We start from the raw sequence: 25,424 nt of genomic DNA, 5'->3' as shown, positions 1-25,424 counted from the left end.
TAGAATGACTCACCATGAGCACGCCGATCGACAGCCCCGACCAGGGGGGTCTCGCGACCCTCGACCGTGAGCTCGAGGAGCTCATCCGCGAGGAGAACATCGAGCCGGGTGACCATGAGCGGTTTTCGCACTACGTCAAAAAGGACAAGATCCTCGAATCCGCCATCACCGGCAAGCCGGTGCGGGCGCTGTGCGGCAAGAAGTGGACGCCCGGTCGCGACCCGGAGAAGTTCCCCGTCTGCCCCGCGTGCAAAGAGATCTACGAGTCGCTGAACACCTGACCCGCCGGCGCGGGCCGCTCAGCCCACGTCGACGAAGCGGGTGGGCAGTGCGGGCTCGGAGCGGCTGAGGGCCAGTGCGCGCACCGGCAGCTCCTCGCGCACCCGCAGGTGGTGCGCGCGCGCGGCCGCGACGCCCTCGCTGCCGAGGTGGGCGGCATCGGTGACACCCTCGTCGACGAGGGTCACGTGCAGCGCCCGCGCCTCGGGGTGGTCGGCGGCGGTCGGCACGGACTCGAACCCGTCGGCCACGGCGATCAGCTCGCTCGTGGCGACGCCCTGGTCCAGTGTGCGGAAAGCCGCCTTGCGTCCGCCCTTCGAGGTCTTGTCGGTGGACGTCTTCTGCACCGAGACCCAGGATCCCGCGCCGTCCTGACGGGCGACGAGCTTGTAGACCATCCCCGCCGTCGGAGCGCCCGACCCGGTGACGACCGAGGTGCCCACTCCGTAGGCATCGACCGGGGATGCCGCGAGAGCGGCGATCGCGAACTCGTCCAGGTCGCTGGTCACCGTGATCTTGGTTCCCGTCGCCCCGAGTTCGTCGAGTTGGCGACGCACCTCGGCGGCGACCGTCGGCAGGTCGCCGGAGTCGATGCGCACGCCGCCGAGCCCGGTGCCGGCGACCCGGATGGCCGTCTCGACGCCCTGGCGGAGGTCGTACGTGTCCACGAGCAGGGTCGTGTCCACGCCGAGCGCGGCGATCTGGGCGCGGAACGCCTCTTCTTCGGTGTCGTGCAGCAGCGTCCACGCGTGCGCGGCCGTCCCCATCGTGGGGATGCCCCACGTGCGCCCGGCCTCGAGGTTGCTGGTGGCATCGAACCCGACGATGTACGCCGCGCGGGCGGCGGCGACGGCGGAGTGCTCGTCGGCGCGGCGGGAGCCCATCTCGGCGAGGGGCCGGTCGCCGGCGGCGATGCTCATGCGGGCGGCGGCGTTCGCGACGGCGGAGTCGTGGTTGAGCACGCTCAGGGCGAGGGTCTCCAGCACCACGGCCTCGGCGAAGGTGCCCTCGACCGTCAGCACGGGGGAGCCGGGGAAGTACAGCTCGCCTTCGCGGTACCCGGTGATGGTGCCGGTGAACCGGTAGCCCTCGAGGAACGCGATGGTCTCGGCATCCACCACCCGGTTGTCGCGCAGGTACCGCAGCTCGTCGTCGCCGAAGTGGAAGTTCTCCAGGTGCTGCAGCAGCCGGCCCGTTCCTGCGACGACGCCGAAGCGGCGGGCTCCCGGCAGTCGTCTGCCGAACAGCTCGAACACGCAGCGGCGCTGCGCGGAGCCGTCGTGCAGCGCCGCGTCGAGCATGGTCAGCTCGTACCGGTCGGTGAACAGGGCGGTGCTCGCCCCGCGGGCGGGGCGTTCGGGCGCTGCGGTCATGCGGGCCAGCCTATCGATGGCGCTCGCGTAGGCTGGGAAGGTGAACGACGCCCCCATCGGAATCTTCGACTCCGGCGTCGGCGGGCTCACGGTGGCCCGCGCCGTATCGGCGCTGCTTCCCCGCGAGTCGATCCTGTACCTGGGCGACACCGCACACTCGCCGTATGGTCCGAAGCCCATCGCCGACGTACGCCGCTACTCGCTCGAGGTGCTGGACACCCTGGTCGACGAGGGGGTGAAGATGCTGGTGATCGCGTGCAACACCGCCTCATCCGCGATGCTGCGCGACGCCCGGGAACGCTATGACGTGCCGGTGGTCGAAGTGATCGGCCCGGCGGTGCGCACCGCGATGTCGACGACCCGCAACGGACGCGTCGGCGTGATCGGCACCGAGGGGACCATCGGATCCCGCGCCTACCAGGACATGCTCGAGGTCAACGAGAAGCTCACCGTCTCGGCACAGGCGTGCCCGCGCTTCGTGGAGTTCGTCGAGGCCGGGGTCACCGACTCGCCCGAGGTGCTCACCGTGGCGGAGGAGTACCTGGCCCCGCTTCGCCATGCCGACGTCGACACGCTCGTGCTCGGCTGCACGCACTACCCGTTCCTCGAGGGTGCGATCAGCTACGTGATGGGTCCCGACGTGTCGCTGGTGTCCAGCGACACCGAGACCGCCAAGGACGTGTACCGTCAGCTCGTCTCGCGGGACCTGCTCGCCGGTCCCGGCGCGGCCGCCCGCCACGACTATCAGGCCACCGGCACCTCGGCCGATGACTTCCTCCACCTCGCCCACCGACTGATGGGGCGCGAGATCAGCACCGTGCGCCTCGTGCAGACCGGCGCGATCGACCTGCCCCGCTGAACACCCGGAGAGACATGACCGACATCACCCGTGCCGACGGACGCACCGTCGACCAGCTGCGACCCGTCACCATCGAACGCGGCTGGAGCGCCCACGCCGAAGGATCGGCGCTGATTTCCTTCGGCGGCACCAAGGTGCTGTGCACCGCGTCGTTCACCAACGGCGTGCCGCGCTGGCTGACCGGCAAGGGCAAGGGCTGGGTCACCGCCGAGTACGCGATGCTGCCGCGGGCGACCAACTCCCGCAACGACCGCGAGTCCATCAAGGGGCGCGTCGGCGGCCGCACGCACGAGATCTCGCGGCTCATCGGCCGCGCGCTGCGCTCGGTGGTCGACACCAAGGCGCTGGGCGAGAACACGATCGTCATCGACTGCGACGTGCTGCAGGCCGACGGCGGCACCCGCACCGCCGCGATCACCGGCGCGTACGTCGCGCTGGCGGATGCCATCGCGTGGGGCCGGGAGAAGAAGTTCATCGCGCAGCGCTCGCAGGTGCTGGTCGACTCGGTCGCGGCGGTGTCTGTGGGCATCATCGACGGCGAGCCCATGCTCGATCTCGCCTACGTCGAGGATGTGCGCGCCGAGACCGACATGAACATCGTGGTCACCGGCCGCGGCCTGTTCGTCGAGGTGCAGGGCACCGCAGAGGGCGCCCCCTTCGACAAGCGTGAGCTCGACGCCCTGCTGGACCTCGGCGTCGCCGGGTGCGCGCAGCTGCGCGACATCCAGGCGGCGGTGCTCGCGGAGGAGGCCGGCCGTTGAGCGAGCGCAGCGAGACGAAACGCGTCGTGCTCGCGACGCACAACCCGCACAAGGTCGAGGAGTTCCAGTCGATCGTGCTCGCCACCCGGCCCGACCTCGAGGTGGTCGGCTACGACGGCCCCGAGCCGGTCGAAGACGGGGTGACGTTCGCCGAGAACGCGCTCATCAAGGCGCGCGCCGCCGCAGCGCACACCGGCCTCCCCGCCCTCGCCGACGACTCCGGGTTGTGCGTCGACGTGATGGGCGGCTCGCCCGGCGTCTTCTCCGCCTACTGGGCGGGGCATGCGAAGGATGCCACGGCGAACCTCGAGCTGCTGCTGGACCAGCTGAGCGACATCGCCGATCCGCGTCGCACCGCTCGGTTCGTCTCCACGATCGCGCTCGTCGTGCCCGGCGGTGCCGAGCACGTCGTGGAGGGTGCCTGGCCGGGGCGCCTCGCGACCGCGCCGGCAGGGGAGGGCGGCTTCGGCTACGACCCCGTCTTCATCCCCGACGGACAGCCGGCGGGCGCCGAGCGCACCGTCGGCGAGTGGGAGGCGGGGGAGAAGAACGCGGCATCCCATCGCGCCCGCGCCTTCGCCGCCCTCGCGCCGCTCCTGGCAGACCTCTGAGCCTGAGAATCACGATCATTCCCGACTAGCGTTCGGAGGGCCGGCGCCGGGGTCGGCGACGTACCGTGGAAGCATGCACGACCATGCCCCCGGCATCCGCGGTGCCGGAAACCGACGGCTGCTGGCGATCTCGCTGACGATCACCACGGTCGTGCTCGTCGTGCAGGTCGCGGGTGCTTTGCTGTCGGGGTCGCTGGCGCTGCTCGCCGACGCCGGTCACATGTTCACCGACGCCGCCGCTCTCGTCATCGCGCTCATCGCGAGCACGGTCGCAGCACGCCCGGCCGACGACCGGGCGACGTTCGGGTATCAGCGTGCAGAGGTGTTCGGCGCGCTCACCAACGCCGTGATCCTGCTGGTCCTCGCGGGATGGATCGTCGTGGAGGCCGTGGGACGACTGGTGCGTCCGGGGGAGGCGGAGATCGGCGGCGCGCTCATGCTGATCGTCGCGACCGTGGGGCTCGTCGCCAATGCCGTGGCGCTGTGGCTGCTGGGGGCGGCGCAGAAGCGCAGCATCAACGTGCGCGGGGCGTACCTCGAGGTGCTCGGCGACCTGCTGGGATCGGCCGCGGTCATCGTGGCGGCGGTGATCATCCTGCTGACGGGATGGACCCCGGCGGATGCCGTGGTGTCGCTGCTCATCGCGGCCATGATCGTGCCGCGTGCGATCTCGCTGCTGCGCGAGGTGGCATCGGTGCTGGGGGAGAGCGCGCCGGAGGGCATGCAGGTCGCCCGCATCCGCAGCCACATCCTCGACACCCCCGGGGTCGTCGACGTGCACGACGTGCACGTGTGGCAGCTGACGCGCGGCGCGCCGGTGTTCACGGCCCACGTCGTCGTCGACGAAGCGTGCCTGGCGGACGGCCGCGCCGCCGGCATCCTCACCGAGCTGCAGGGATGCCTCGCGGAACACTTCGACGTCGCGCACTCGACGTTCCAGCTCGAGCCCGCCGGCCACATCGAGCACGACGCGCACACGTGAGCCGCGCGGTCACTGCTCGCGGGTGACCTCTGCCGGTGACTTGTCGGGGCGCAGACCACGCCACCGGGCGTGGCGCAGCGTGCCGCCCGGGGTGAACTCGGCGAACTCGACCTCGCCGACGATCTCGGGCCGCACCCAGAGTGCGTCGGAGGCATCGGCGCGAGGGATGCCGACGAACGGATTCTCGTCGGTGCGCAGCGGCGTGAGCGTCTCGCCGAGACGGGCGAGGGTGCGGTCGCTGAACCCCGACCCGACGCGGCCCACGTAGCGCAGACCCTCTTCGTCGGGGATGCCGAGCAGGAGCGACCCGATCGATCCACTGCGGCCCCCCTTGCCGGGGCGGATGGCGCCGATGACGACTTCCTGCGTGCTGGTGAGCTTCACCTTGAGCCACTGCTCGGTGCGCTGTCCGCGGCGGTATGTCGACCGCGGGTCCTTCAGGACGACTCCCTCGAGGCGATGCCGGCGCGCCGTGGTGAGCGCGGTGTCGAGGTCGTCGAACACCGGGGGGATGTCGATGCGCGGCGGCGCGGTGTGCAGCTGCTCCAGCAGCCGGCGGCGCTCGGCGAGCGGCAGGTGCGCGATGTCGACGCCCTCGTGCGCGAGCACGTCGAACAGGTACCAGGCGGTCGGCGTGCGCTGCGCTTCGCGCGCGATGTCGCGGGCACCGGTGAGGTGCATGCGGTTCTGCAGCAAACTGAAGCTCGGCCGGCCGGTGTCGTCGAGGGCCACGATTTCGCCGTCAACGGTGAGGGGGGTGTCGCCGAAGACGGCCGGGGCCTGAGCGGTGAGCTCGGGGTAGCGGGCAGTGATGTCGGTGCCGTTGCGGCCGCGCAGCTGCAGCGAGTCGCCGTCCCAGATGCCGAGCGCGCGGATGCCGTCCCATTTCAGCTCCGTCCACGCGCGGTCGCCCCAGCTGCGGACGGCGTCGTGCGCTCGGGCCGGCGTCGCGGACGTGGCGAGCATGGGCCGCACATCCGAAGGGTCGCTCTCCGGTTGCCGGTTGGTGTTCCCGGTTTTCGCATGTGAGTTCCTGCTCACACGGGGGTCTGCGGCCGGGGCCGGGGGCGTGGGAGGTTGGGGGCGTGCCTCCGGGGGGTGGCTTTCCGGTTGCTGCCGAGTGCTTCCCGTTTTCGCATGTGAGTTCCCGCTCACACGGGGGGTGGGGGCGGCGTCCCCGCGGCCGACTGCGCCTGCGCCTGCGCTGGGGTCGGTATCGCCCACTGCGCCGGTGTCCGTGTCTGTGTCGACGTCCGCGTCGCTGTCTGTGTCTGTGTCCGCGTCCGCGTCGCTGTCTGTGTCTGTGTCTGTGTCCGCGTCGCTGTCTGCACCGGGGGCGGCGCCGGTGGTCGGGCTGGAGCCGCTGTCCGTGTCGGCGCCGAGCCCGGCGGCCCCACCGAGGGGGCTGTGTGAACCGGAACTCACATGCGCAAACGGGGGAACGTCGGCGGAATCACGCGCCCGAGCGGCATCAACCTTCATCCGGTGCAGCAGCCACGTCGACTTCTCCCCGGCGCCGTCGGTACGGATGAGCGCGAGACGCACGTCGCCAAGCGGCCCGCCGGGGCGTCCGTGCGCCGTGAAGATCACCTCGTCCTCGCGCCACTTCTCCAGGTCATAGACGCCGGCATCCCAGATGGTCATCGTTCCCGCGCCGTATTCCCCGCGCGGTATCTCGCCCTCGAAGGTCGCGTACTCGAGGGGATGGTCCTCTGTCATCACGGCGAGGTGGTTACGCGAGGGCGTCTCGGGCACGCCCTTGGGCACGGCCCAGCTGACCAGCACGCCGTCGCGCTCCAGGCGCAGGTCCCAGTGCAGGCGCGAGGCGTGGTGCTCCTGGATGACGAACCGGGGGAGTTCGGATGCCGCGCGCCCGCCCAGGGCGTTGTCGGGCACGGGTTCGGGGGTCAGGCCCGCGGTGCGCTTGGCGATGTAGGCGGCCAGAGGGCCGTCGGACGACGCGCGCCCGTCGGCGTGGAATCCCAGCGGGGCCAGCGGATCGCCCATGGTCTCGGCCCGCTCCAGCACCTCGCTGAAGAGGAGGTGCCGCAGGTCGGGGTCATCGAGCTCCTCCCACGCGCGAGGCGCCGCCACCATCGGCTGCTCCCGCCCTCGCAGCGAATACGGGGCGATCGTGGTCTTCGAGCCGTTGTTCTGGCTCCAGTCGATGAAGACCTTGCCGGGGCGCTGAGCCTTCGCCATCTGACTGACCACGAGGTCGGGCTGGTCCGCTTCGACAGCCCGTGCCAGCTCGCGTGCCACCGCTGTGATCTGCTCGCTCGACTGTTCGCCGGGCAATGCCGCGTAGAGGTGGATGCCCTTGCTGCCGCTGGTGACCGGATACGGCTCCAGCCCCATGCCGGCGAGAATCTCCCGCAGCAGGCGCGCCACTTCGGCGCACTCGACCAGGCCCGCACCCGGGCCGGGGTCGAGATCCAGCACGATCCGATCCGGGTTCGCGCGTCCGCCGTCGGGACCGAACCGCCACTGCGGCACGTGCAGCTCGAGGCTCGCCACCTGCGCGAGGTAGACCAGCGTCGGGCGATCGCCGACCAGCGGGTAGTCCTTGGCGCCCGTGGAATGGTCGATCGGCATCCGCCTGACCCAGTCCGGGGCGCCGCGCTCGAGGTCCTTCGCGAAGAACGAGGGCGCATCGACGCCTTCGGGCCAGCGCTTGCGGGTGACGGGGCGGCCCATCACGTGCGGGATCATCAGCGGCGCGATGCGCGTGAAGTAGTCGATGACCTCACCCTTGGTGGTGCCCGTGGCCGGGTAGAGCACCTTGTCGAGGTTCGTCACCCGCAGCCGGCGACCGTCGATGCGGATCAGCTGCCCCTCACCTGCCATGTCAGCAGGTTAGTGCGCAACCTCTAGGCGTGACGGATGCGACGGGTGTTCACTGTGAGCATGAGGGCTATCTGGAAAGGCGCACTGACTTTCGGGCTCGTGAACGTGCCGGTGAAGGTCTACACCGCCACCGAGGACCACGACGTGCCGCTGCATCAGGTGCACAACGCCGACGGCGGGCGCATCCGCTACCAGCGCAAGTGCGAGGTCTGCGGCGAGGTCGTGGCGTATGCCGACATCGACAAGGCGTACGACGACGGAGAGCAGACGGTCGTGCTCACCGCCGATGACATCGCATCGCTGCCGTCCGAGCGCAGCCGCGAGATCGACGTGGTGGAATTCGTCCCGAGCGACCAGATAGACCTGCTCACCCTCGACAAGGCGTACTACCTCGAACCCGACTCCGCCTCGCCCAAGGCCTATGTGCTGCTGCGGAAGACCCTCGAGCAGACCGACCGCACCGCCATCGTGCGCTTCGCGCTGCGGCAGAAGACCCGGCTGGCTGCCCTGCGGGTGCGGGGCGACGTGCTCGTGCTGCAGACGCTGCTGTGGGCCGACGAAGTGCGCGAGGCCACCTTCCCCGCGTTGGATGAGTCGGTGCGCATCTCGGCGAAGGAGCTGGAGTTGTCGGCCAGCCTGGTCGAGAGCTTCGCCAGTGACTTCGACCCGGAGGACTTCACCGACGAGTATCAGCAGGAGCTGCGCACCCTCATCGAGGCGAAGCTCGAGAAGGGCGACGCTCTCGACACATCGGAGACGTTCGGCGAGGTGGAGGAGTCCGACACAGGTGGCGAGGTCATCGACCTGATGGCGGCCCTCCGGGCGAGCGTGGAGCGCTCACGGGCGGCTCGGGGCGGCTCGGGGAGCGCCGACTCCGACGACGCGGCACCCAAGAAGTCCGCCGCCGCGCCAACCGGGAAGAAGGCACCCGCAAAAAAGGCACCCGCCGGGAAGGCACCGGTCAAGACGGCGGCCGCCCAGAGCTCACCGGCTAAGAAGACCCCGGCGAAGAAGGCGCCCGCGAAGAAGAAGGCCAGCTAGCCGCGCGCTGCGGCGGGACCCTCGGGGTTCTCGTCGATGTCATCGTCGAACGCGTCCTGGTCCAGGACCAGTTCCTGAGCCTCTGCGGCATCCGTCACGCCGTCGTCGCCGGCGGCCTTCTCCTGCGCGACCTTGCGGCGCTCGGCGAAGTAGTGCCAGACGACGAAGACGAGCGTCCCTGCGACAGCGGCGAGCAGGATCACGTCGATGTACTCCGACACGAAGTCGCCGACGAAGGGGATGAACCCGATTCCGTAGCCGATCATCGTCAGGCCGAAGCCCCACAGCACGGCGCCGATGAAGTTGTAGAGCGAGTAGCGGCGCCACGGCATGTGTCCGACGCCCGCCGCAACCGGCGCGAACGTGCGCACGATGGGAACGAACCGCGCCAGGATGATCGTGAGGCCGCCGTACCGCTCGAAGAAGGCGTTGGTGCGTTCTACGTTGCGGCGGCTGAAGACGCCCGATTCCTTGCGCTCGAACACCGCCGGGCCGCCCTTGTGGCCGATGAGGTACCCGGCCTCACCACCGACGAAGGCAGAGAGTCCGATGAGCAGCGCCACCCACCACGCGCTGATGCCGAAGACGCCATCGGGCGCGACCGCCGTCGAATGAGACAGCAGGCCCGCCATGATCAGCAGCGTGTCGCCTGGCAGCAGGAAGCCGACCAGAAGGCCCGTCTCGGCAAAGACGATGAAGCACACCACCAGCAGCGCCCAGGGCTGCGAGTTCGTGATGATCGCGGCGGGGTCCAGCCACGGGATCAGCGCGGTCGGTGCGTGCAGTGCGGTTTCGAGCACAGGGGTCCCGTCGGTCGGATGTCGGCGGTGTCAGTGGTGGATGCCGCGGCATCCATCCGTGCGGAAGGTGGGACTTGAACCCACACGCCCGAAGGCACAGGAACCTAAATCCTGCGTGTCTGCCGATTTCACCACTCCCGCCGGGTTGCCCCAGTCTACTGGGGGGAGCGGGGCTCTCCTTCGACGATGACGGCCACGCCCTCGTCCTCGACGGAGGCGCCCTGGGAGCCGCGCGGGGAGCCCGCGACGAACCAGTACCCGAGTCCGACCACCACGGCACCGCCCACGAGATTGCCGGTGCCCACCCAGAGCATGTTGCCGCCGAAGTCGGCCCAGGTCGCCGCGTCGACGCCGGTCATGAGGCCCAGCGCGTACGTGGTCATGTTCGCCACGACGTGCTCGTAGCCCGAGGCGACGAAGGCGAGGATCGCGAAGGCGATCACGGCGATCTTGGGGCCGTCTGAGGTGAGGCGTGCGCACATCCAGATCGCCAGGCACACCAACACGTTGCAGAGGATGCCGCGGAGGAACAGCTCATGCGGCAGCTCCGCCGACTTCGCGGTGAGCATGTCGGTGAGCATCGCCTCGGCGCCCGGATTCGAGTGCAGCAGTCCCGCGCCCGCGACGACCGCCGAGAACAGTGCGGCGCCGACCAGATTGGCGACGAAGGTCACGGCGAGAGCCGCGGCGGCCCGCCCGGGGCGGACGACGCGCATGGCGACGCCCTGGGTCAGGGTCATCATGCTCGAGGTCGCGAGCTCGCCGCCGGCGAAGACGACGAGCGTCAGGGCGGCGGCGAAGACGAGCCCCCCGACGAGCTTTCCGGCGCCGGACCCTGCCGCGATCAGTGGGCCTGCGGTGCTCACCATGAGGATGACGCCGACCCCGAGATACGCTCCGGCGAGCATGCCGGAGACGACGAATCGCGCCGGGGTCAGCAGACCCTGCGCCTTGTGACGCGCGGCGTCGGCCTGCACGTTGAGCGCTTGCGTGATGGTCAGCATCGGGGGTACTCCAGGGCAGCGGGCACGGGGCGGGGAAGTCCCATGATCTCCATGTTCACCGGTCCAGCGCCAGGATCGCTGAAGCGCCGCCGTGAAAAACCTTCAGGGCGGGCGGCTGACGGTGTCAGCCCGCCGGCATCGCGTGCGCGGCGTCGAGCTCGATGTACTCCGCTTCGAGCGGATGCCCGTCGTAGCCGTCGCGGCTGTCATACCGAGCCACCGCCCATCCGGTCTGCAGCATATGGGTGCCCGCGTCGCGGCCGTCGACCCGCACGTAGCGAAGCAGCCGACCGTATCGGTCGGCGTCGTCGTGGCCGGTGACGGCGACGAGGGTGACCGGGCCGGCGGAGAGGAACGCGCCGAGATCCGCTGCGGCATCCGCGTAGCCCGCTTCGCCCCGCTCCGGGGTGTCGATGCCGATCAGGCGCACCTTGCCCTCGGTGGTGTCGATGGTGTCGCCGTCGGTGATGGCCAGCACGTCGACGGTCTGCGCCGTGGGTGCCTCCGTGCTGCGCGAATCGGCGCGCGGTCCGTCGCCCGCGAGCCAGAGGCCGATGACGACGACGGCCCCTGGGAGGAGCGCCAGGACCAGCGCCCAACCCTGGGCGCGCTGGCTTCGTCGCGCGGTGGTCGCGGATCGCGTGTTACGGCGTGCGCACATGCACGAGCTGCCACCCCTCGGGCACCTGCGCCTGCAGGGCGGGCATGTCGTCGGCCTCGATCTCGCGCCCGCCATCGCGTCGCACGATCGTGCCGACGGCGGTGACCGTGATCGTGCCCTTGGTCATGCGCACCGGTGCGTCGCTCAGCTGCCAGCCCGCCGGCATCTGCGCCTCGAGCTTCTCGTGGATCTCGGCGAGGGACTGCGCCTCGACGGTGATCTCGCGGGACTCGACGGGGCGGATGGAACCGATCAGCATGCCTTCCAGCGTAGGCGCGGTCGCCGACACCCCTCGCCACCCCGCCCACCCCGCCGCCCGTCGCTGTGGATAACTCGCGCGCCACGGGCGGGGCGTTGCGAGGATGCATCGGGTGAGCCTGGCCTACGCGTCGACCGGAGCCGCCCACATCGCGGCGGGGGTCACCGAGCGTGTGCGGGAGCGGCTGCGTGCCGAGCCCGTCGATGCCGCCCGCATCGCCGAGGTGGCCACGGAGATCGCGCGGGCCGAGGTGCGTCGTCACAACGACTTCGCGCTCGCGCGAGGGCTGGCCCCGGTCGATGACGAGGGCGCGTGCGTGCGCGAGGTGCTCGCGGCGGTCACCGGGTATGGGCCGTTGCAGCCGTTCCTGGAGGACCCGACGGTCGAGGAGGTCTGGATCAATGCTCCGGACCGCATCTTCATCGCTCGGGCGGGGCGCAGCGAACGGCTGGACCTGGTTCTGACCGATTCCGCGGTGCGGGACCTGGTGGAGCGGATGCTGCACGCCAGCGGTCGCCGCGTGGATCTCAGTCAGCCCTTCGTCGACGCGTCGCTGCCCGACGGTTCGCGGCTGCACGTCGTGATCCCCGACATCACGCGCCGGCACTGGTCGGTCAACATCCGCCGGTTCTTGCCGATGTTCCGCGACCTCGACCGGCTCGTCGCCGCGGGCTCGCTCACCCTGCGGGCCGCCGACATGCTGCGCGGGGCAATGGCTGCCGGGCGCAGCGTGCTGATCTCGGGAGCGACCCACAGCGGCAAGACGACCCTCCTGGGCGCACTCATCGCGGCGTGCCCGCCGGAGCATCGCATCGTAACGGTGGAGGAGACCTTCGAACTCGCCGTCGACGCCGACGACCTCGTCGCCCTTCAGGGCCGACAGCCGAGCCTCGAGGGGACGGGCGAGGTGACCCTGCGGCGCCTGGTCAAAGAGGCGCTGCGCATGCGGCCGGACCGCCTCATCGTCGGCGAGGTGCGCGACGCCGAGGCGCTGGACCTGCTGCTGGCGCTCAACACGGGAGTGCCCGGGGCGGCGAGCATCCACGCGAATTCGGCGCAGGAGGCGCTGGCGAAGCTCGCCGCGCTGCCGCTGCTGGCCGGACGCAACATCGACCCGGGGTTCGTGGTGCCCGCTGTCGCGGCATCCGTCCACCTCGTCGTGCACTGCGAGCGGGATGCCACGGGGCACCGCCGCATCGCGGAGATCATCGCTCCCACCGGCCGGGTCCTCGACGGGGTCGTCGAAGCGCAGTCGCTGTACCGGGCGGGCGCCGGATGACGTTCTTCTGGGGTGGGGCGCTGGCGGCGGGGTTGCTGCTTGCTCTCTCGCCGTGGCTGTGGCCGGCGGGGGTTCGTCGCCCGCGGCCGACGACGGAAGGACGGCTTGCCCGCCTGCTGGCGGCGGCGGGATTCGCGCATGCACGCCCGCGGGCGGTGGGGTCGGCCACCGTGCTGATCGGAGCGGCGGCGGCCGCCGTCGCGTGGCTCGTGACCGGGCTGCCCGCACTTGCACTCGTCGCGGGCACCGCCGGTGCCGCGGCGCCCGTGGTGTGGCTGCGTTCGCGCGCCGCGGGGCGGCAGCGCAGCCGCCGGGCGCTCTGGCCGGATGTCTGCGACCTGCTGATCGCGTCGGTGCGTGCCGGGATGTCGCTGCCGGACGCCGTATCGAGCCTCGCGCAGTCGGCACCCGGCGAACTGCGGCCGGCGTTTGCCGTCTTCGCCCGTGATCTGAGTGCGTCGGGCCACTTCGACTCCGCCGCGCTGCGGCTGAAGCACACGCTGGCCGACCCCGCGGCGGATCGCATCATCGAGACGCTGCGCATGACCCGGCACGTGGGCGGCACAGAGCTGCCCACGGTGCTGCGCTCGCTCTCGGCGTCGGTGCGCGCCGACGCCGCGTTGCGCGCCGAGGTCGAGGCGCGCCAATCCTGGATCCGCGGTGCCGCCGCACTCGGGGTCATCGCCCCGTGGGTGATCCTCGCGCTTCTCGCCCTGCGACCCGAGGGTGCGCGCGCGTACGGCAGCCCGGAGGGCGTCGCTGTCGTGCTGGTGGGTGCGGCGGTGTCGGCGATCGCCTACCGCATCATGGTGCGGATCGGCCGACTGCCCGAGCCGCGGCGGTGGTTCGCGTGAGTGGTGTGACCGAACTCGCCCTCGCGGTCGTCCTCGGCGGCGGCCTGGCCATGGGACTGGCGCTCGTCGTGATGCGGCTTCCGGGCTGGCGAGCGGCTCGGCTGGCCGATCGCCTCGCTCCGTACCTGCGTGACACGGCCGACCCGCTCGGACTGACCCCGCTGGGGGTGCCGGCCCTGGGCGTCGCCGATGCCTGGCGCGCCTGGAGCGATCGGCTCGCCCGTGCCCTCGGCGGCTCGACGGTGATCGCGCGGCGCCTGCGGCAGGCAGGGTGGGAGATGGACGTCACGCGCTTCCGCGCCCGCCAGCTGGGCTGGACGCTGGGTGGGCTCATCGCCGGTGCGCTGGTCGTCGTTGCGCTCGCGGTGGCCGGCAGATTCGTGGCCGGCTCGATCCTGCTGCCGCCGATTGCCGCCATCGCGGGCGCGGCCCTGTGCGACATGCGGTTGACGGGCGCGGCGCGTGCCCGGGTCACGCGGGCGCACGAGGAGCTGCCCACGGTGCTGGAATTCCTCTCCCTGTGCCTCGCGGCGGGGGAGGGCGTGCTCGACGCGCTGCGCCGTGTCGCGGATGTCGGCTCGGGGGAGCTGCCGGGTGAGCTCCGTCGGGTCGTGTTGGCCGTGGGCACCGGCTCGCCCCTGCCTGACGCACTCGTGAGCCTGTCGCGGGACCTCGACATCCCGGCGCTCACGCGCAGCGTCGATCACCTCGTGGCGGCGCTCGATCGGGGAGCGCCCCTCGCCCAGGTGCTGCAGGCCCAGGCCACGGACACCAGGGAAGATGCCAAGCGCGTGCTCATCGAGCAGGCAGGACGCAAGGAGATCCTGATGCTCCTGCCGTTGGTTTTCCTCATCTTGCCGCTCTCGGTGCTCTTCGCGATCTTTCCTGGTGTGTTCATGCTTCGAGTCGGATTCGGGTGACCGCGTGCGGTCGGAAAGGAGCGGCGATGTTCCGCGAACAGAGGGAGATGATGGCGTTGCGTTTGCGCACGGCGTGGGGCGGGGTGCGCGACGACGACCGTGGCGACGTGCCGGGCTGGGTGCTGGTGACGCTCATGACGGCGGGTCTGGTGGTGGTGATCTGGGCCGTCGCCGGGCCCGCGCTGGCGGGCCTGTTCGAGCAGGCGATCCAGAGCGTCAGCGGATTGTAGAGCTCGGGGACGACACCGGCTCGAGCCCGGTGGAGTTCGTGCTGGTCGGGGCATTGCTGACCCTGCTGACCCTCGGAGTACTGCAGTTCGGCGTGGCGGTGTACGTGCGCAACGTGGTGCACGATGCGGCCGTCGAGGGGGCGTTCCACGCGGCGCTCGCCGATACGGCGCTGCATGAGGGCGCCGACCGCACGCGCACGATCATCCGCCGCGCGGTGGGCGGTCAGTTCGCCGAGGCCGTGGAGGTGGTCGAGACGACGCACCTCGGCCACCCGGCGGTGCGAGTGACGGTGCGGGCGACCCTCCCGCTGGTGGGACTGCTCGGCGCGCCCGAGGCGTTGGAGGTGAGCGCGCATGCCCCGGTGGAGAGCCTCGGCTGACGGAGCGGCCGGCGACGATGAAGGTGCTGCCGCGCTGGAGTTCATCCTCGTCGGGGTGATCCTGCTGGTGCCTCTGGTGTACCTGATCGTCGCGCTGGGGGCCGTGCAGGGGCAGACTCTGGGGGCCGAGGCCGGTGCGCGTCACATCGCACGCGCGGTGGCGACGGCTCCGAATGCCGCGACAGCCGCGGCCCGCACCGACGCGATCCTCGCCGCGGTCGTCGACGAGTACGGCCTGGAGCCGGATGCCGTCGAGGTCGCGATCAGGTGCACGCCGGCCGGCTCCGGGTGTCCCGCATCGGGCGCCACGCTGCATGTCACCGTCGCCACGCGGGTGACGCTGCCGCTCGTGCCGCAGGTGCTGGGGCTTGAGCAGGTCGCGAGTATCCCTGTGCAGGCGGCATCCGTGCAGAAGGTCTCGCGGTTCTGGAGCGAGCGATGACGACGCGGCAGGCCGACGACGACGGCAGCATCATGCTGCTGTCGCTGGGGTACGCGGTGCTCGCGATACTGCTGATCCTGGTGTGCGTCGATGCGACGAGCCTGCACCTGGCCAGCAAGCGCCTCGACGCGGTGGCCGATGCCGCGGCGCTCGCCGGAGCCGACGGGTTCACCCTGTCGGTCGACGGCGGGGAGCCGACCGCGCAGCTGACCGACGCCGGGGTCCACGAGCAGGCCGCCGGCATCGTGAGCGCGGTCGGTACTGCCGTGCTCGTCTCGGCGGCAACGCCGGACGGGGTCTCTGCCCGGGTGACGGTGTCGACGGTGTGGCATCCGCCGATCGCGACGCTTCTCGTCCCCGCCGGCGTGCCGCTGGAGTCGACGGCCACGAGCCGCACCGCCCTGCGCTGAACGAGGCGCGCCGACCCGCTCCAGCCGGCGGCTCGGCGTCCCTCACGCGCGGCACCGCGTCGCTCCGCACGTGCGGGTCGACTCGCGGGGTCTCAGTGTCCCGATTTCGTATGTGAGTTCCCGCTCACGCGCGCGTTGTCCGAGCCGCGCCCACGTCCACCTCCGGGCTGTGTGAGCGGGAAGTCACATGGCCGAGAGAGGAAGTGTCTGCAGAATTCGGCGGTCAGACCCGGCTGACCCCGGCCGGGTGGCCTCGCACGGTGCGCCGGTGATCACGACGTTCAGGGATGACGTCGGCTCGTCGCGCGGCAGCAGGGCCGGCCGCGAGACGAGAGCCCGGGTGAGGCCGACGCTCTGCTGCTCGCCGCCGCTCAGCTGCGCAGGGTGATGGTGGGCGGGGTGCGAGAGCCCGACGAACGCGAGGATCTCGTAGACCGCCTGTCGCTCGTCGGGAAGGCAAGCGGCCGGACGGCCTCGGCCGGGCCGGCCCGAGAAGGAGGCGACGCCGGGGCGCGACGTGACGGCCGTCTCCGGCGAGCCTCACGTCACGCGGCCGTCCCCTGGGCGCGACACCCGCAGCCACCGAAAGCCGTAGGCGGGCAGGGTGAACTCGATACCGCGACGATCGTCGAGGGGAAGGCGCTCGGAGTCCAGGATGTCGACCAGTGTCGTTCCCTCCGGTTCGTCCGCAAGGGCGAAAGCGAGCAGCGTGGGCACGTCGGTGAAGTTGTGCACGGCCACGGTGCGGCCGACGTCGGCGCGCAGGGAATGCACGAGCACGCCCGGCGCGTCGTGCGCGATGATCTCCAGCTCGCCCCACCCGAGCTCGGGCGAGATGCGGTAGCGGGAGGCCAGAGTGCGGAAGAAGTGCAGCAGGGAGCCGGGGTCTTCTAGCTGGTCGGCGACGTTGACGTGCACGGGGGAGTATCCGTCGCCGGGCGGCGGCGCCACGAGGCGGGAGGGCGGGGCCGTCGAGAACCCGCCGCCGCGTTCTGCCGACCACTGCATCGGGGTGCGTACGGCATGCCGCTTATCGAGGTCGGCGTTCTCACCCATGCCGATCTCCTCGCCGTAGAAGATCGCCGGCGTGCCCGGCAAGCTGAACAGCAGGCTGTAGGCCATCCGGATGCGGCGGGGGTCGCCTTCGAGCATGGTCGGCAACCGTCGGGTGATGCCCCGCCCGTAAACGCGCTGGCTCTCGTCGGGCGCGAAGGCGTCGAACACCTCCTGACGCTCCTCGTCGGTGAGCTGGTCGAGGGTGAGTTCGTCGTGATTGCGCAGGAAGTTCGCCCACTGAGCCTCGACCGGCAGGCTGGGACGGGAGGAGAGCGCTGCGGCCAGGGGCGTCGGATCGTGACGGGCGAGTGACAGATAGAACGCCTGCATCCCGGCGAAGTCGAACTGCATCGTGAGTTCTTGGCCGTCGTTGCCGGCACCGAAGTACGCTGCCTGCTGCTCGTAGGGGAGGTTCACCTCGCCCAGCAGCACCGCTTCGCTCGAGCGCCGCTGCAGGAAGCGGCGGATGTCGCGCAGCATGTCATGCGGATTGGCCATCTCAGCGCCCTCAGGCACTTCGAGCAGGAACGGCACGGCATCAACGCGGAATCCGGAGATCCCCAGCTGCAGCCAGAACCCGACGGTCTTGGCGATCTCGTCGCGCACCGCGGGGTTGGCGATGTTCAAGTCGGGCTGGTGCGGGTAGAAGCTGTGCATGTACCACTCGCCGGACTTGTCCTCCCGGGTCCAGATTCCGTCGGCCTCACCGGGGAAGACCTCGTTCTGCTGACCCTTGGGCGGCGGGTCGGATCGCCACACGTAGAAGTCGCGGTACGGCGACGAGGCGCTGCGCTTGGCGGATTGGAACCATGGATGCCGGTCGGAGGTGTGATTCACGACGAGGTCGACGATGACGCGCATCCCTCTGTCGCGCGCCGTGCGGATCACCTCGACGAGGTCGCCGTGCGTGCCGAGGCGGGGGTCGACGCCGTAGAAGTCGGTCACGTCGTAGCCGTCGTCGCGGTCCGGCGTCGGGTAGAAGGGCATGAGCCACAGGCACGTGACGCCGAGTTGGGCCAGGTAGTCGATGCGGGATGCCAGTCCCTGCAGGTCGCCCACGCCGTCGCCGTCGGAGTCGAGGAAGGTCTCGACGTCGAGGCAGTAGATGACGGCGGACTTCCACCACAGGTCGCTCGTGTCGGTGATTCTCACAGCAGCTCCTTCAACCGGGGCAGCAGCTGGTCGCGCGCGGCATCGAGGAACGGTGCCTGGTCCTGGCCGACGTGGTGCAGGTAGACCCGGTCGAAGCCGAGCCGCGCGTGTTCGGCGATGCGGTCTGCGAGCTCAGCAAGATCGCTCGAGACGAACAGCGCGTCGCGCATCTGCTGGTCCGTCGGTTCGCCGGCGGCAGCGTCGAAGTCCTCGGGCTGCTCGAGATCCCAGATCGTGGGTGCACTGAGCAGGGCATGCCGCCACTGATCCCGCGCGATCGCGAGGGCCTCGGCATCCGTCGGCGCCCAGCTGAGATGAACCTGCAGGGCCCGCGGACCCGTCCCGCCCGCGGACTCGTAGGCCGAGAGCACCTTTTGCAAGGCCTCCGGCGGCTGGAGGGCGGTAACCAGGCCGTCCGCCCAGGATGCCGCCCACGCCGCGGTCTCGGGACTGATCGCGGCGGCCAGGAGGGGCGGCGGCACGTCCGGCCGCGACCACACGCGGGCGCGGTGCACACGCACCAGACCGTCGTGGTCGACCTCATCGCCCGCCAGTAGCCGACGGATGACCGAGACGCTCTCGGCGAGCCGTGCCTTGCGTTCCGGTTTCGGCGGCCAGGCGTCGCCGGTGACGTGCTCGTTCATCGCCTCGCCGCTACCCAGTGCCGCCCAGAAGCGTCCCGGGAACATCTCCTCGAGCGTCGCGTACGCCTGCGCGGCGATCACCGGGTGGTAACGCTGCCCCGGGGCGTTGACGAAGCCGATCGAGAATTCCGTGCGGGCGAGGGCCGCGCCGAGCCAGCTGGGTGCGAAGCCCGATTCGCCCTGGCGCACGCCCCACGGCGCGACGTGGTCCGAGCACATCGCCCCGTCGAATCCGGCGGCCTCCGCCGCCACGACGTCGTGCAGGAGTTGACCCGGTGGGATCTGTTCGTGGGATGCGTGGAAGCCGAGAAAGACCATGCCCGCGAGTCTGGCGGGTCCCTCTGCCGGCCCGGAACCGTTTGCGTTCGGCCCACGGCGTGCGGTAGGCCGTCACGCTGTCGGCCGGACCTCCGGGATTGTGAGGTGTTCGATTTTTCCGTGTGAGTTCCCGCTCACACGACCGCTTTCGTCGCGGTGGCGCCCGGGCCCACCTCCGGGCGCTGTGTGAGCGGGAACTCACATGGCGAATAGAGCGACTGTCCGCAGAATCGCGATGGTCGGATGCGCGCGGGCGCGCGCCGCTGTCAGCCTTGGGCGGGCAACCTTCGTTACGAGCCCTTCCCCCGTCGACGCCGCCTCCTCCTGGAAGGTCGCTGCATCACCGGTTTCCTCATGTGAGTTCCCGCTCACGCAGCCGGCGCCGAGACCCGCGCCGGGCGGCGATCTCGGCATCGCTTTCGTTCGCCGGTGCCGCATCGTGCTCTGTCAGTCGCCCACGGACGAGAGGCACGAAGGTGAAGCAGCGGCGGCACATCGCCCGGCCGTGCGGGTAGCCGTCGGGCAGGGGCGCGGCGGGGGAGCCGGGTTCGCCGGACCCCGCGCAGCGCTCAGAGTCCGCTCCCACCGACGACCACATGATCGTGCGATGCCGGTGCAAGCCGGGGTGGCCGAGCGGCCGCGTGCAGCGGCGCCCGTCGTTGCGGCTGCGGCAGAAGCGAACGACGTCGCTCACGCGCGCTCTCGCGGCACGAACCGCGGCACGAACCGCACGAACGCCGCCGCTCCCACCAGCCCGAGCACGCCCATCGCCCCCGCGGCGACCGCCAGTGAGAACGCCGCGAGCGCGGAGACGATCAGCGGCGCGACCGCGCCACCGGCATCCGTCAACGTCCGCCAGGACCCCAGGTAGGGGGCGGGGTCGTCCTTGGGGGCGGTGTCGGCGCCGAGGGTGAGGAGGATGCCGCTCGAGAGCCCGTTGCCGACACCGAGCACCGCGGCGAACATCGCGAACCACATCGCCGCCTGGTCGACATCGTGGGTGAAGGACAGGGCGAGGAACCCGGCACTCATCAGCAGCATCGCCGGCAGCGCCGCCCACAGCCGCCCGAACCGGTCCATCACCTGGCCGCTGGCGTAGAACAGGGCGAAGTCGATGGCGCCGGAGATGCCGACGACGAGCGCGATCGTCTGCGCGTCCAGACCGATCGACACGCCCCACAGCGGCAGCACCACCTGGCGGGCAGAGCGCATCGCCGACAGCGAGGCCGCCGCCAGGCCCAGCCGGCCTAGCACGCCGCGGTGGCGCCACATCGTGCGGAAGACCCCGACGCGCTCCTGCACGGGGATCGATCCGGTCACCGGCTCGCCGGTGTCTTCCGCTCCCCGGGAGTCCCCGCGGCCCGCGGCGACCGCCGTCTCGGGGTCGGCTCCGAGCAGCACCAGCAGCACGGTGGCGACCAGGCACGCACCGAAGAACCAGACCGTCGCATGCGCGTCGCCGAACAGGGCCAGAAGGGCCGCAGCGACGAACGGCCCCACGAACATGCCCAGTCGGAACGTCCCGCCCAAGAGCGACAGTGCCCGGGCGCGGAAAGCCAGCGGCACGCGCGTCGTCATGAAGGAGTGCCGGGCCAGCCCGAACGCCGCCGCGCAGAACCCGATGAGGAAGACCGACGCCGCAAGCACCGGCAGGGAGGGTGCCACCAGCAGCCCTGCCACGCCGAGCAGCGACACGGTGCCGGCGATGGTCATCGTCCAACGCTCGCCGAGGCGCGCCACCGCCCACCCGGCCGGGATGTTCCCGCACAGCTGACCGACCACAAGGGCGGATGCCACGAGTGCGGCCGTCGCGAGATCGGCGCCGAGGGCGGCCGCGAAGATCGGCAGCAGGGGGATGACCGCCCCCTCGCCGAGGGCGAACAGCAGGGTCGGTCCGTAGATCATCGGAGCGAACCGCCAGAGCGTCCCGGCGATGCGGGGATCGTCTTCGCCGTGAGCCATCGGCATCCACGTTAGTCTGAAGAGCCATGTTTGAACTCGATCTTTCCGCCGACATCCAGGCGCTGCGCTCCACTTTCTCCGACATCCAGGCGGTGGTGGACGTCGACGCGCTCACGGCCGAGATCGCCCGGCTCTCCGAAGAGGCCGGCGCGCCCGACCTCTGGGACGACGTCGAGAAGGCCCAGAAGGTCACGAGCGCCCTCAGCCACCGCCAGACCGAGCTGAAGCGCCTCACCGAAATCGAGAACCGCCTCGACGACCTCGACGTGCTCATCGAGCTCGCCATCGAGATGGGCGACGAGGACTCCGCCGATGAGGCGCGAAAGGAACTTGCCGAGCTCGAGGACGTCATCGGCCAGCTCGAGGTGCAGACGCTGCTCGACGGCGAGTACGACGACCGCGGTGCGGTCGTGACGATTCGCTCGGGCGCGGGCGGCGATGACGCGACCGACTTCGCCGAAATGCTGCTGCGCATGTACCTGCGCTGGGCGGAGCGTCACAAGTACCCCGTGAAGATCCTCGACACCTCCTACGCAGAGGGCGCGGGCATCAAGTCGGCCACGTTCGAGGTCGACGCCCCCTATGCCTACGGCACGCTCTCGGTCGAGGCGGGCACCCACCGGCTCGCCCGCATCAGCCCCTTCGGCTCCGCCGACAAACGGCAGACGAGCTTCGCCGCCGTCGAGGTCATCCCGGTGATGGCAGAGGCCAAGGAGGTCGAGGTCCCCGAAGGTGACATCCGCGTGGATGTCTTCCGCTCGTCCGGCCCCGGCGGCCAGTCGGTCAACACCACCGACTCCGCCGTGCGCATCACCCACATCCCGACCGGCATCGTCGTGTCGATGCAGAACGAGAAGAGCCAGATCCAGAACCGTGCGGTCGCGATGCGCGTGCTGCAGACGCGACTGCTGCTGCTCAAGCGCGAGGAGGAGGCGGCCAAGAAGAAGGAACTGGCCGGCACCATCACCGCGAGCTGGGGCGACCAGATGCGCTCGTACTTCCTCTACGGCCAGCAGCTGGTGAAGGATCTGCGCACCGGATACGAGGTGGGAAACCCCGCCGCCGTGTTCGACGGCGACCTCGACGGGCTCATCGCCGCCGGCATCCGCTGGCGTAAGCGCAAGATCGAAGACTGATCGCCGCGCAGCCGGAACTTTTTTCCTCCGACTGCATCCACACGGCCCTCTCGGCACGAATACCTCTGTGAAGCGCGAAAAGGTCGCGCAACATCTGAAGGAGTTCCTCGTGCGTAAGACAATCTCAGCGGGCGTGGTGGTCGGCGCCTTCGCCGCCTTCGCGGCTTTCTCGCCGGCATACGCCATCTCGGAGACCACGGCCGACCTGTCCGTGCTCCACGGCATCCCCGACACACCCGTCGACGTGTACGTCAACGGCGAACTGACCCTCGACGACTTCCAGCCCGGAGATCTCGCCGGTCCGCTGGATCTGCCTGCCGGCGACTACGAGGTCGCCCTGACCGCGACGGATGCCGCAGACGACTCCGCGCCGGTGGTCGGGCCCATCACCCTGACGCTCGAGGCCAACAAGAGCTACACCGCGGTCGCACACCTCACCGAGGCGGGCGAGCCCTCGGCGACGCTGTTCACGAACGACACCGCGGCCACCGCGCCCGGTGACGGCCGCCTGACCGTGCGTCACGTGGCAGCCGCTCCCGCGGTGGACATCCTCGCCAACGGTGCGGCGGTCGTCACCGGACTGACCAACCCCGAAGAGGCGACGCTGAACCTGCCCGCCGGTGTGGTCTCGGCCGCCGTCGCCCTGGAAGGCACCACCGACCCGGTGATCGGCCCCGCAGACGTCGACGTGCAGGAAGGCGTGCTCACGATCGCCTACGCATGGGGCAGCGCCGAGGACGGCAACCTCGCCCTCGCCGTGCAGACCGTCACCGGGCTCCACTCCAACCCGGGTGGCGTGAACACCGGCTCGGCCGGGCTCGTGGCCGAGAACCAGCCGATGTCGCTCATCGCCCTGGGTGGCGGACTGGCGCTGGCCCTCGCGGCTGGATCGATCGTCGCCGCTCGCACTGCCACGGCCAAGCGACGCTGACATGACGATGTCGCGAGGTTTCCGAATCGTGGCCGTGCTCACGGCGATGATGACCCTCGCGGCATGCTCACCCCCCGACGCGGAGGGCGTGGCCCCGGCCCCGTCCTCCGCGGCGGCGCGCACCGAGACGGCGGCGCCGGCGCCGACGCCGACGGTTCAGGTTCCCGTCGCACCGGCTCCTCCGCCGCCGGTGCAGGCGCCGAGTGCGGCTCCCCAGCAGCTGGCATCCGCCGATCTCGGGATCGACATGCCGGTGGTGCCCGTCGGGGTGCAGGACGACGGGTCGATGGAGATCCCGGTCGACCCGGCCGTCGCCGGCTGGTACCGATACGGGCCGGCCCCGGCCGACGCCGACGGGACCACCGTGCTCGCTGCGCACGTCGACTCCCGCGTCTACGGCATCGGCCCGCTCTCGGTGCTGCGAGACGCGCAGCCCGGTCAGACCCTGCAGCTCACCGACGCCGACGGCGCCGTGACCTCGTACACGGTAGAGAGCGTCACCTACATCCCGCGAGCCGAGCTTCCCGTCGACCAGCTGTTCGACCGCGACGGCCCCCGCAGCCTCGTCGTCATCACCTGCGGGGGTGAGTTCGACGAGCAGAGCCGCACATACAGCGATAACGTGGTGCTCGTCGCCCGGGCGTCATCATGACCTCCGTCGTGGATGCCGCGGGCTGCGACACACGGAGGGAGACGGTCATCGAGGACGACGGCGCCCTTGCGACGCGATTCAGCGCGGGGGATCCCGATGCGCTGAAGTCGATGTACGACCGTTGGTCGCGTCTGGTGTTCACGATCGCCGTGAGGTCGCTCGGCGACCACACCGAGGCCGAGGACGTCACGCAGCGCACGTTCGTCTCCGCCTGGACCTCCCGCGACGCGTTCGACGCGGACCGGGGCAACCTCGGCGGGTGGGTGGTCGGCATCGCCCGTCGCCGCATCGCCGACGCACACGCGGCCCGCTCGCGCGCGACACGCCTGGAGCAGGCGGTGACGGCCGAGGCGCTCGCCCCCGCCCCCGACCCCGTCGACGTCGAGGATTCGCTGATGATCGCCCAGGAGATCGAGCATCTCGAGCCCGATGCGCAGCACGTCATCCGCCTGGCGTTCTACGACGATCTCACACACGCCCAGATCGCCGACCGGCTCGCCATGCCCCTGGGTACGGTGAAGAGTCACATCCGACGAAGTCTTTCCCGACTGCGCGCACGATTGGAGGCCGCTGATGTCGCACCTTGACCCCGAACTGGCAGCCCTGATCGCCATGGGCGAGCACGACGCGGCCACCGATGAGCAGAGCGCCCACCTGGCCGAGTGCCTCGAGTGCGCCGACGAGGTCGCCGCGTTCGCGATGGCCGTGGGCGCCGCCCGGGGGGCACTCGTGCAGCAGCCGCTGCTCACGCCGCCGCCACGCGTCTGGGAGGCCATCGCCGCCGAGGTCGGCTTCGCCCCCGCCGCGGAGTCGCCGTCGGCGGACGCGGGCCCCACCGTGCCCGCCGAGTCGCCGACCACGCACGGCCCGCCGTCCGCGTCGGACGCGCCGCCGGCGCCCCCGGTGCACGATGGCTCGACGCCGGCATCCTCGCCCGCGGCTGCGGCCCCGACCCCGGCCACGCACACGACGGCATCCCCGTCTCGGCACTCCGTGCCCCCGGCTGGGGCGCCCTCCCCGGCGGATACCGCGTCGCACAGCATGCCGCGTGCGGCCGCGTCGCACCGCGTGCCGCGACGCGCGCGCATCCGCCGGATGCCCTTGATGCTGGCACTGGCCGGCACCTTCGCCGTCCTCGCCATCGTCGCCGGTGTCTGGGCAGTTCAGAGCGCCGTCGCCCCCACTCCGCAGATCGTCGCAGAGGCGACCCTCGACGGCTTCCCGGCACACGAGGGCGCGCACGGCGCGGCGCTTCTCGAGGAGGTGGACGGCCACAACCAGGTGGTCGTGACCCTCGACGCCGCGGTCCCCGACGACGGGTATCGAGAGGTGTGGCTGCTGACTGACGACGGGTCGGATCTGGTGAGCCTCGGCGTGCTCGAAGGCAGTGAGGGCGTGTTCGACGTGCCCGCCGGCGTGGATCTGGCGAAGTTCAGCGTCGTGGACGTCTCTCAGGAGGCCGACGACGGCGACGAGGCGCACTCCGGAGACTCGATCGTCCGCGGAGCGCTGCAGCCCGCGTGAGATGCGCGCCTCGGCGGATGCCGCAACGCCCGGGTGTCGCTCGCGGCTGCGCCACGG

Annotated in this window: 28 protein-coding genes, 1 tRNA gene and 1 pseudogene; 18 read left to right on the top strand and 12 right to left on the bottom strand. The window is 70.9% G+C overall.

The window, feature by feature from the left end:
* The first annotated feature begins 14 nt into the window (after positions 1-14).
* Positions 15-281: a DUF3039 domain-containing protein gene (locus QNO21_RS07840; protein WP_257513760.1), complete on the top strand. Its 267-nt coding sequence runs from the start codon at positions 15-17 to the stop codon at positions 279-281.
* An 18-nt stretch (positions 282-299) separates the two neighbouring features.
* Here the strand turns inward: QNO21_RS07840 and QNO21_RS07835 are convergent, their stop codons facing one another.
* Positions 300-1,652, bottom strand: a complete 1,353-nt coding sequence (locus tag QNO21_RS07835; RefSeq protein ID WP_257519143.1) for a nicotinate phosphoribosyltransferase — start codon at positions 1,650-1,652, stop codon at positions 300-302.
* A 40-nt stretch (positions 1,653-1,692) separates the two neighbouring features.
* Here QNO21_RS07835 and murI point away from each other — a divergent pair, with 40 nt between their 5' ends.
* From murI to QNO21_RS07815, 4 genes are all read left to right on the top strand, one after another.
* Positions 1,693-2,511 carry a glutamate racemase gene (murI, locus tag QNO21_RS07830; protein WP_257519142.1) on the top strand — a complete coding sequence of 273 codons (819 nt, stop codon included), beginning with the start codon at positions 1,693-1,695 and terminating at the stop codon, positions 2,509-2,511.
* Positions 2,512-2,525: 14 nt separating this feature from the next.
* A complete protein-coding gene (gene rph / locus QNO21_RS07825) occupies positions 2,526-3,272 on the top strand; it encodes a ribonuclease PH (RefSeq protein WP_257519141.1) in 747 nt (248 codons plus the stop codon).
* Positions 3,269-3,883, top strand: a complete 615-nt coding sequence (gene rdgB, locus QNO21_RS07820; RefSeq protein WP_257519140.1) for an RdgB/HAM1 family non-canonical purine NTP pyrophosphatase — start codon at positions 3,269-3,271, stop codon at positions 3,881-3,883. The genes rph and rdgB overlap by 4 nt, the downstream gene beginning before the upstream one ends.
* A 73-nt stretch (positions 3,884-3,956) precedes the next feature.
* Positions 3,957-4,865 carry a cation diffusion facilitator family transporter gene (locus tag QNO21_RS07815; protein ID WP_257519139.1) on the top strand — a complete coding sequence of 303 codons (909 nt, stop codon included), beginning with the start codon at positions 3,957-3,959 and terminating at the stop codon, positions 4,863-4,865.
* 9 nt (positions 4,866-4,874) lie between these two features.
* Here the strand turns inward: QNO21_RS07815 and ligD are convergent, their stop codons facing one another.
* A complete protein-coding gene (gene ligD, locus QNO21_RS07810) occupies positions 4,875-7,712 on the bottom strand; it encodes a non-homologous end-joining DNA ligase (protein WP_257519138.1) in 2,838 nt (945 codons plus the stop codon).
* Positions 7,713-7,772: 60 nt separating this feature from the next.
* Here ligD and ku point away from each other — a divergent pair, with 60 nt between their 5' ends.
* On the top strand, positions 7,773-8,753 hold the full coding sequence (ku, locus tag QNO21_RS07805; RefSeq protein WP_257514622.1) for a non-homologous end joining protein Ku: 981 nt from the start codon (positions 7,773-7,775) through the stop codon (positions 8,751-8,753).
* Here the strand turns inward: ku and QNO21_RS07800 are convergent.
* The 5 genes from QNO21_RS07800 to QNO21_RS07780 form a co-directional block, all read right to left on the bottom strand.
* The gene (locus QNO21_RS07800; protein WP_374113638.1) at positions 8,750-9,553 is read right to left on the bottom strand and encodes a DedA family protein; all 804 of its coding nucleotides are present in this window, start codon (positions 9,551-9,553) and stop codon (positions 8,750-8,752) included. The two genes, ku and QNO21_RS07800, sit on opposite strands and share 4 nt — an antisense overlap.
* A 59-nt stretch (positions 9,554-9,612) precedes the next feature.
* A tRNA-Leu gene (locus QNO21_RS07795) sits at positions 9,613-9,694 on the bottom strand.
* Between the two features lie 14 nt (positions 9,695-9,708).
* Positions 9,709-10,557, bottom strand: coding sequence for a formate/nitrite transporter family protein (locus QNO21_RS07790; protein ID WP_257519137.1), 849 nt, complete (start codon positions 10,555-10,557; stop codon positions 9,709-9,711).
* A 124-nt stretch (positions 10,558-10,681) separates the two neighbouring features.
* Complete coding sequence (locus QNO21_RS07785) at positions 10,682-11,218, bottom strand: thermonuclease family protein (RefSeq protein WP_257519136.1); 537 nt, start codon at positions 11,216-11,218, stop codon at positions 10,682-10,684.
* Positions 11,202-11,477 carry a hypothetical protein gene (locus tag QNO21_RS07780; RefSeq protein ID WP_257519135.1) on the bottom strand — a complete coding sequence of 92 codons (276 nt, stop codon included), beginning with the start codon at positions 11,475-11,477 and terminating at the stop codon, positions 11,202-11,204. The genes QNO21_RS07785 and QNO21_RS07780 overlap by 17 nt, the downstream gene beginning before the upstream one ends.
* A gap of 112 nt (positions 11,478-11,589) precedes the next feature.
* Between QNO21_RS07780 and QNO21_RS07775 the strand changes: the two genes are divergently transcribed.
* Genes QNO21_RS07775 through QNO21_RS07745 form a run of 7 tightly spaced genes read left to right on the top strand, consistent with a single transcriptional unit; the run spans position 11,590 to position 15,992 of the window.
* Positions 11,590-12,756: a TadA family conjugal transfer-associated ATPase gene (locus QNO21_RS07775; protein ID WP_257519134.1), complete on the top strand. Its 1,167-nt coding sequence runs from the start codon at positions 11,590-11,592 to the stop codon at positions 12,754-12,756.
* Positions 12,753-13,610, top strand: a complete 858-nt coding sequence (locus tag QNO21_RS07770; RefSeq protein WP_257519133.1) for a type II secretion system F family protein — start codon at positions 12,753-12,755, stop codon at positions 13,608-13,610. The genes QNO21_RS07775 and QNO21_RS07770 overlap by 4 nt, the downstream gene beginning before the upstream one ends.
* A gap of 5 nt (positions 13,611-13,615) precedes the next feature.
* Positions 13,616-14,530 (top strand): type II secretion system F family protein, encoded by a 915-nt coding sequence (locus tag QNO21_RS07765; RefSeq protein ID WP_308211344.1) that lies wholly within the window; start codon positions 13,616-13,618, stop codon positions 14,528-14,530.
* A gap of 47 nt (positions 14,531-14,577) precedes the next feature.
* Positions 14,578-14,760 (top strand): hypothetical protein, encoded by a 183-nt coding sequence (locus QNO21_RS07760; protein WP_257519324.1) that lies wholly within the window; start codon positions 14,578-14,580, stop codon positions 14,758-14,760.
* A gap of 29 nt (positions 14,761-14,789) precedes the next feature.
* Positions 14,790-15,140 carry a TadE/TadG family type IV pilus assembly protein gene (locus tag QNO21_RS07755; protein ID WP_257514615.1) on the top strand — a complete coding sequence of 117 codons (351 nt, stop codon included), beginning with the start codon at positions 14,790-14,792 and terminating at the stop codon, positions 15,138-15,140.
* Positions 15,115-15,582, top strand: a complete 468-nt coding sequence (locus tag QNO21_RS07750; protein ID WP_257519131.1) for a TadE family protein — start codon at positions 15,115-15,117, stop codon at positions 15,580-15,582. Before QNO21_RS07755 ends, QNO21_RS07750 begins: the two co-directional genes overlap by 26 nt.
* The gene (locus QNO21_RS07745; RefSeq protein WP_257519130.1) at positions 15,579-15,992 is read left to right on the top strand and encodes a pilus assembly protein TadG-related protein; all 414 of its coding nucleotides are present in this window, start codon (positions 15,579-15,581) and stop codon (positions 15,990-15,992) included. Before QNO21_RS07750 ends, QNO21_RS07745 begins: the two co-directional genes overlap by 4 nt.
* A 183-nt stretch (positions 15,993-16,175) precedes the next feature.
* On the opposite strand, the pseudogene QNO21_RS07740 reads toward QNO21_RS07745, so the two are convergent.
* From QNO21_RS07740 to QNO21_RS07720, 5 genes and pseudogenes are all read right to left on the bottom strand, one after another.
* Positions 16,176-16,430, bottom strand: a pseudogene (locus QNO21_RS07740) (ATP-binding cassette domain-containing protein); the annotation flags it as partial.
* A gap of 102 nt (positions 16,431-16,532) precedes the next feature.
* Positions 16,533-18,200, bottom strand: coding sequence for an alpha-amylase family protein (locus tag QNO21_RS07735; RefSeq protein WP_257519129.1), 1,668 nt, complete (start codon positions 18,198-18,200; stop codon positions 16,533-16,535).
* Complete coding sequence (locus QNO21_RS07730; RefSeq protein ID WP_257519128.1) at positions 18,197-19,162, bottom strand: TIGR03885 family FMN-dependent LLM class oxidoreductase; 966 nt, start codon at positions 19,160-19,162, stop codon at positions 18,197-18,199. Before QNO21_RS07730 ends, QNO21_RS07735 begins: the two co-directional genes overlap by 4 nt.
* 352 nt (positions 19,163-19,514) lie before the next feature.
* Positions 19,515-19,856, bottom strand: coding sequence for a hypothetical protein (locus tag QNO21_RS07725; protein WP_257519127.1), 342 nt, complete (start codon positions 19,854-19,856; stop codon positions 19,515-19,517).
* The gene (locus QNO21_RS07720) at positions 19,853-21,124 is read right to left on the bottom strand and encodes an MFS transporter (protein WP_257519323.1); all 1,272 of its coding nucleotides are present in this window, start codon (positions 21,122-21,124) and stop codon (positions 19,853-19,855) included. Before QNO21_RS07720 ends, QNO21_RS07725 begins: the two co-directional genes overlap by 4 nt.
* Positions 21,125-21,150: 26 nt before the next feature.
* On the opposite strand from QNO21_RS07720, the gene prfB reads away from it, so the two are divergent.
* The 5 genes from prfB to QNO21_RS07695 all read left to right on the top strand — a co-directional run bounded on the left by prfB (position 21,151) and on the right by QNO21_RS07695 (position 25,367).
* A complete protein-coding gene (prfB, locus tag QNO21_RS07715; RefSeq protein WP_257519126.1) occupies positions 21,151-22,260 on the top strand; it encodes a peptide chain release factor 2 in 1,110 nt (369 codons plus the stop codon).
* Positions 22,261-22,369: 109 nt separating this feature from the next.
* On the top strand, positions 22,370-23,191 hold the full coding sequence (locus tag QNO21_RS07710) for a DUF4397 domain-containing protein (RefSeq protein WP_257519125.1): 822 nt from the start codon (positions 22,370-22,372) through the stop codon (positions 23,189-23,191).
* A 1-nt stretch (position 23,192) separates the two neighbouring features.
* Positions 23,193-23,843: a class F sortase gene (locus QNO21_RS07705; RefSeq protein ID WP_257519124.1), complete on the top strand. Its 651-nt coding sequence runs from the start codon at positions 23,193-23,195 to the stop codon at positions 23,841-23,843.
* Complete coding sequence (locus QNO21_RS07700; protein ID WP_257516897.1) at positions 23,840-24,430, top strand: RNA polymerase sigma factor; 591 nt, start codon at positions 23,840-23,842, stop codon at positions 24,428-24,430. The genes QNO21_RS07705 and QNO21_RS07700 overlap by 4 nt, the downstream gene beginning before the upstream one ends.
* A complete protein-coding gene (locus QNO21_RS07695) occupies positions 24,417-25,367 on the top strand; it encodes an anti-sigma factor (protein ID WP_257519123.1) in 951 nt (316 codons plus the stop codon). The genes QNO21_RS07700 and QNO21_RS07695 overlap by 14 nt, the downstream gene beginning before the upstream one ends.
* The last annotated feature ends 57 nt before the right edge of the window (positions 25,368-25,424 follow it).

Source organism: Microbacterium sp. zg-Y818, assembly GCF_030246905.1.
In the GTDB taxonomy this organism is placed as follows: domain Bacteria; phylum Actinomycetota; class Actinomycetes; order Actinomycetales; family Microbacteriaceae; genus Microbacterium.
Note: the sequence above shows the minus strand (reverse complement) of the source record. Positions and strands in the feature narration are given on the sequence as shown.

Bases quoted from the DNA above. Each gene is read 5' to 3' on its own strand.
- QNO21_RS07840 (WP_257513760.1), top strand. From the start codon at position 15: ATGAGCACGCCGATCGACAGCCCCGACCAGGGGGGTCTCGCGACCCTC.
- QNO21_RS07835 (WP_257519143.1), bottom strand. From the start codon at position 1,652: ATGACCGCAGCGCCCGAACGCCCCGCCCGCGGGGCGAGCACCGCCCTG.
- rph (WP_257519141.1), top strand. From the start codon at position 2,526: ATGACCGACATCACCCGTGCCGACGGACGCACCGTCGACCAGCTGCGA.
- QNO21_RS07815 (WP_257519139.1), top strand. From the start codon at position 3,957: ATGCACGACCATGCCCCCGGCATCCGCGGTGCCGGAAACCGACGGCTG.
- ligD (WP_257519138.1), bottom strand. From the start codon at position 7,712: ATGGCAGGTGAGGGGCAGCTGATCCGCATCGACGGTCGCCGGCTGCGG.
- ku (WP_257514622.1), top strand. From the start codon at position 7,773: ATGAGGGCTATCTGGAAAGGCGCACTGACTTTCGGGCTCGTGAACGTG.
- QNO21_RS07790 (WP_257519137.1), bottom strand. From the start codon at position 10,557: ATGCTGACCATCACGCAAGCGCTCAACGTGCAGGCCGACGCCGCGCGT.
- QNO21_RS07785 (WP_257519136.1), bottom strand. From the start codon at position 11,218: ATGTGCGCACGCCGTAACACGCGATCCGCGACCACCGCGCGACGAAGC.
- QNO21_RS07780 (WP_257519135.1), bottom strand. From the start codon at position 11,477: ATGCTGATCGGTTCCATCCGCCCCGTCGAGTCCCGCGAGATCACCGTC.
- QNO21_RS07770 (WP_257519133.1), top strand. From the start codon at position 12,753: ATGACGTTCTTCTGGGGTGGGGCGCTGGCGGCGGGGTTGCTGCTTGCT.
- QNO21_RS07760 (WP_257519324.1), top strand. From the start codon at position 14,578: ATGATGGCGTTGCGTTTGCGCACGGCGTGGGGCGGGGTGCGCGACGAC.
- QNO21_RS07750 (WP_257519131.1), top strand. From the start codon at position 15,115: ATGCCCCGGTGGAGAGCCTCGGCTGACGGAGCGGCCGGCGACGATGAA.
- QNO21_RS07745 (WP_257519130.1), top strand. From the start codon at position 15,579: ATGACGACGCGGCAGGCCGACGACGACGGCAGCATCATGCTGCTGTCG.
- QNO21_RS07730 (WP_257519128.1), bottom strand. From the start codon at position 19,162: ATGGTCTTTCTCGGCTTCCACGCATCCCACGAACAGATCCCACCGGGT.
- QNO21_RS07720 (WP_257519323.1), bottom strand. From the start codon at position 21,124: ATGGCTCACGGCGAAGACGATCCCCGCATCGCCGGGACGCTCTGGCGG.
- prfB (WP_257519126.1), top strand. From the start codon at position 21,151: ATGTTTGAACTCGATCTTTCCGCCGACATCCAGGCGCTGCGCTCCACT.
- QNO21_RS07705 (WP_257519124.1), top strand. From the start codon at position 23,193: ATGACGATGTCGCGAGGTTTCCGAATCGTGGCCGTGCTCACGGCGATG.
- QNO21_RS07700 (WP_257516897.1), top strand. From the start codon at position 23,840: ATGACCTCCGTCGTGGATGCCGCGGGCTGCGACACACGGAGGGAGACG.
- QNO21_RS07695 (WP_257519123.1), top strand. From the start codon at position 24,417: ATGTCGCACCTTGACCCCGAACTGGCAGCCCTGATCGCCATGGGCGAG.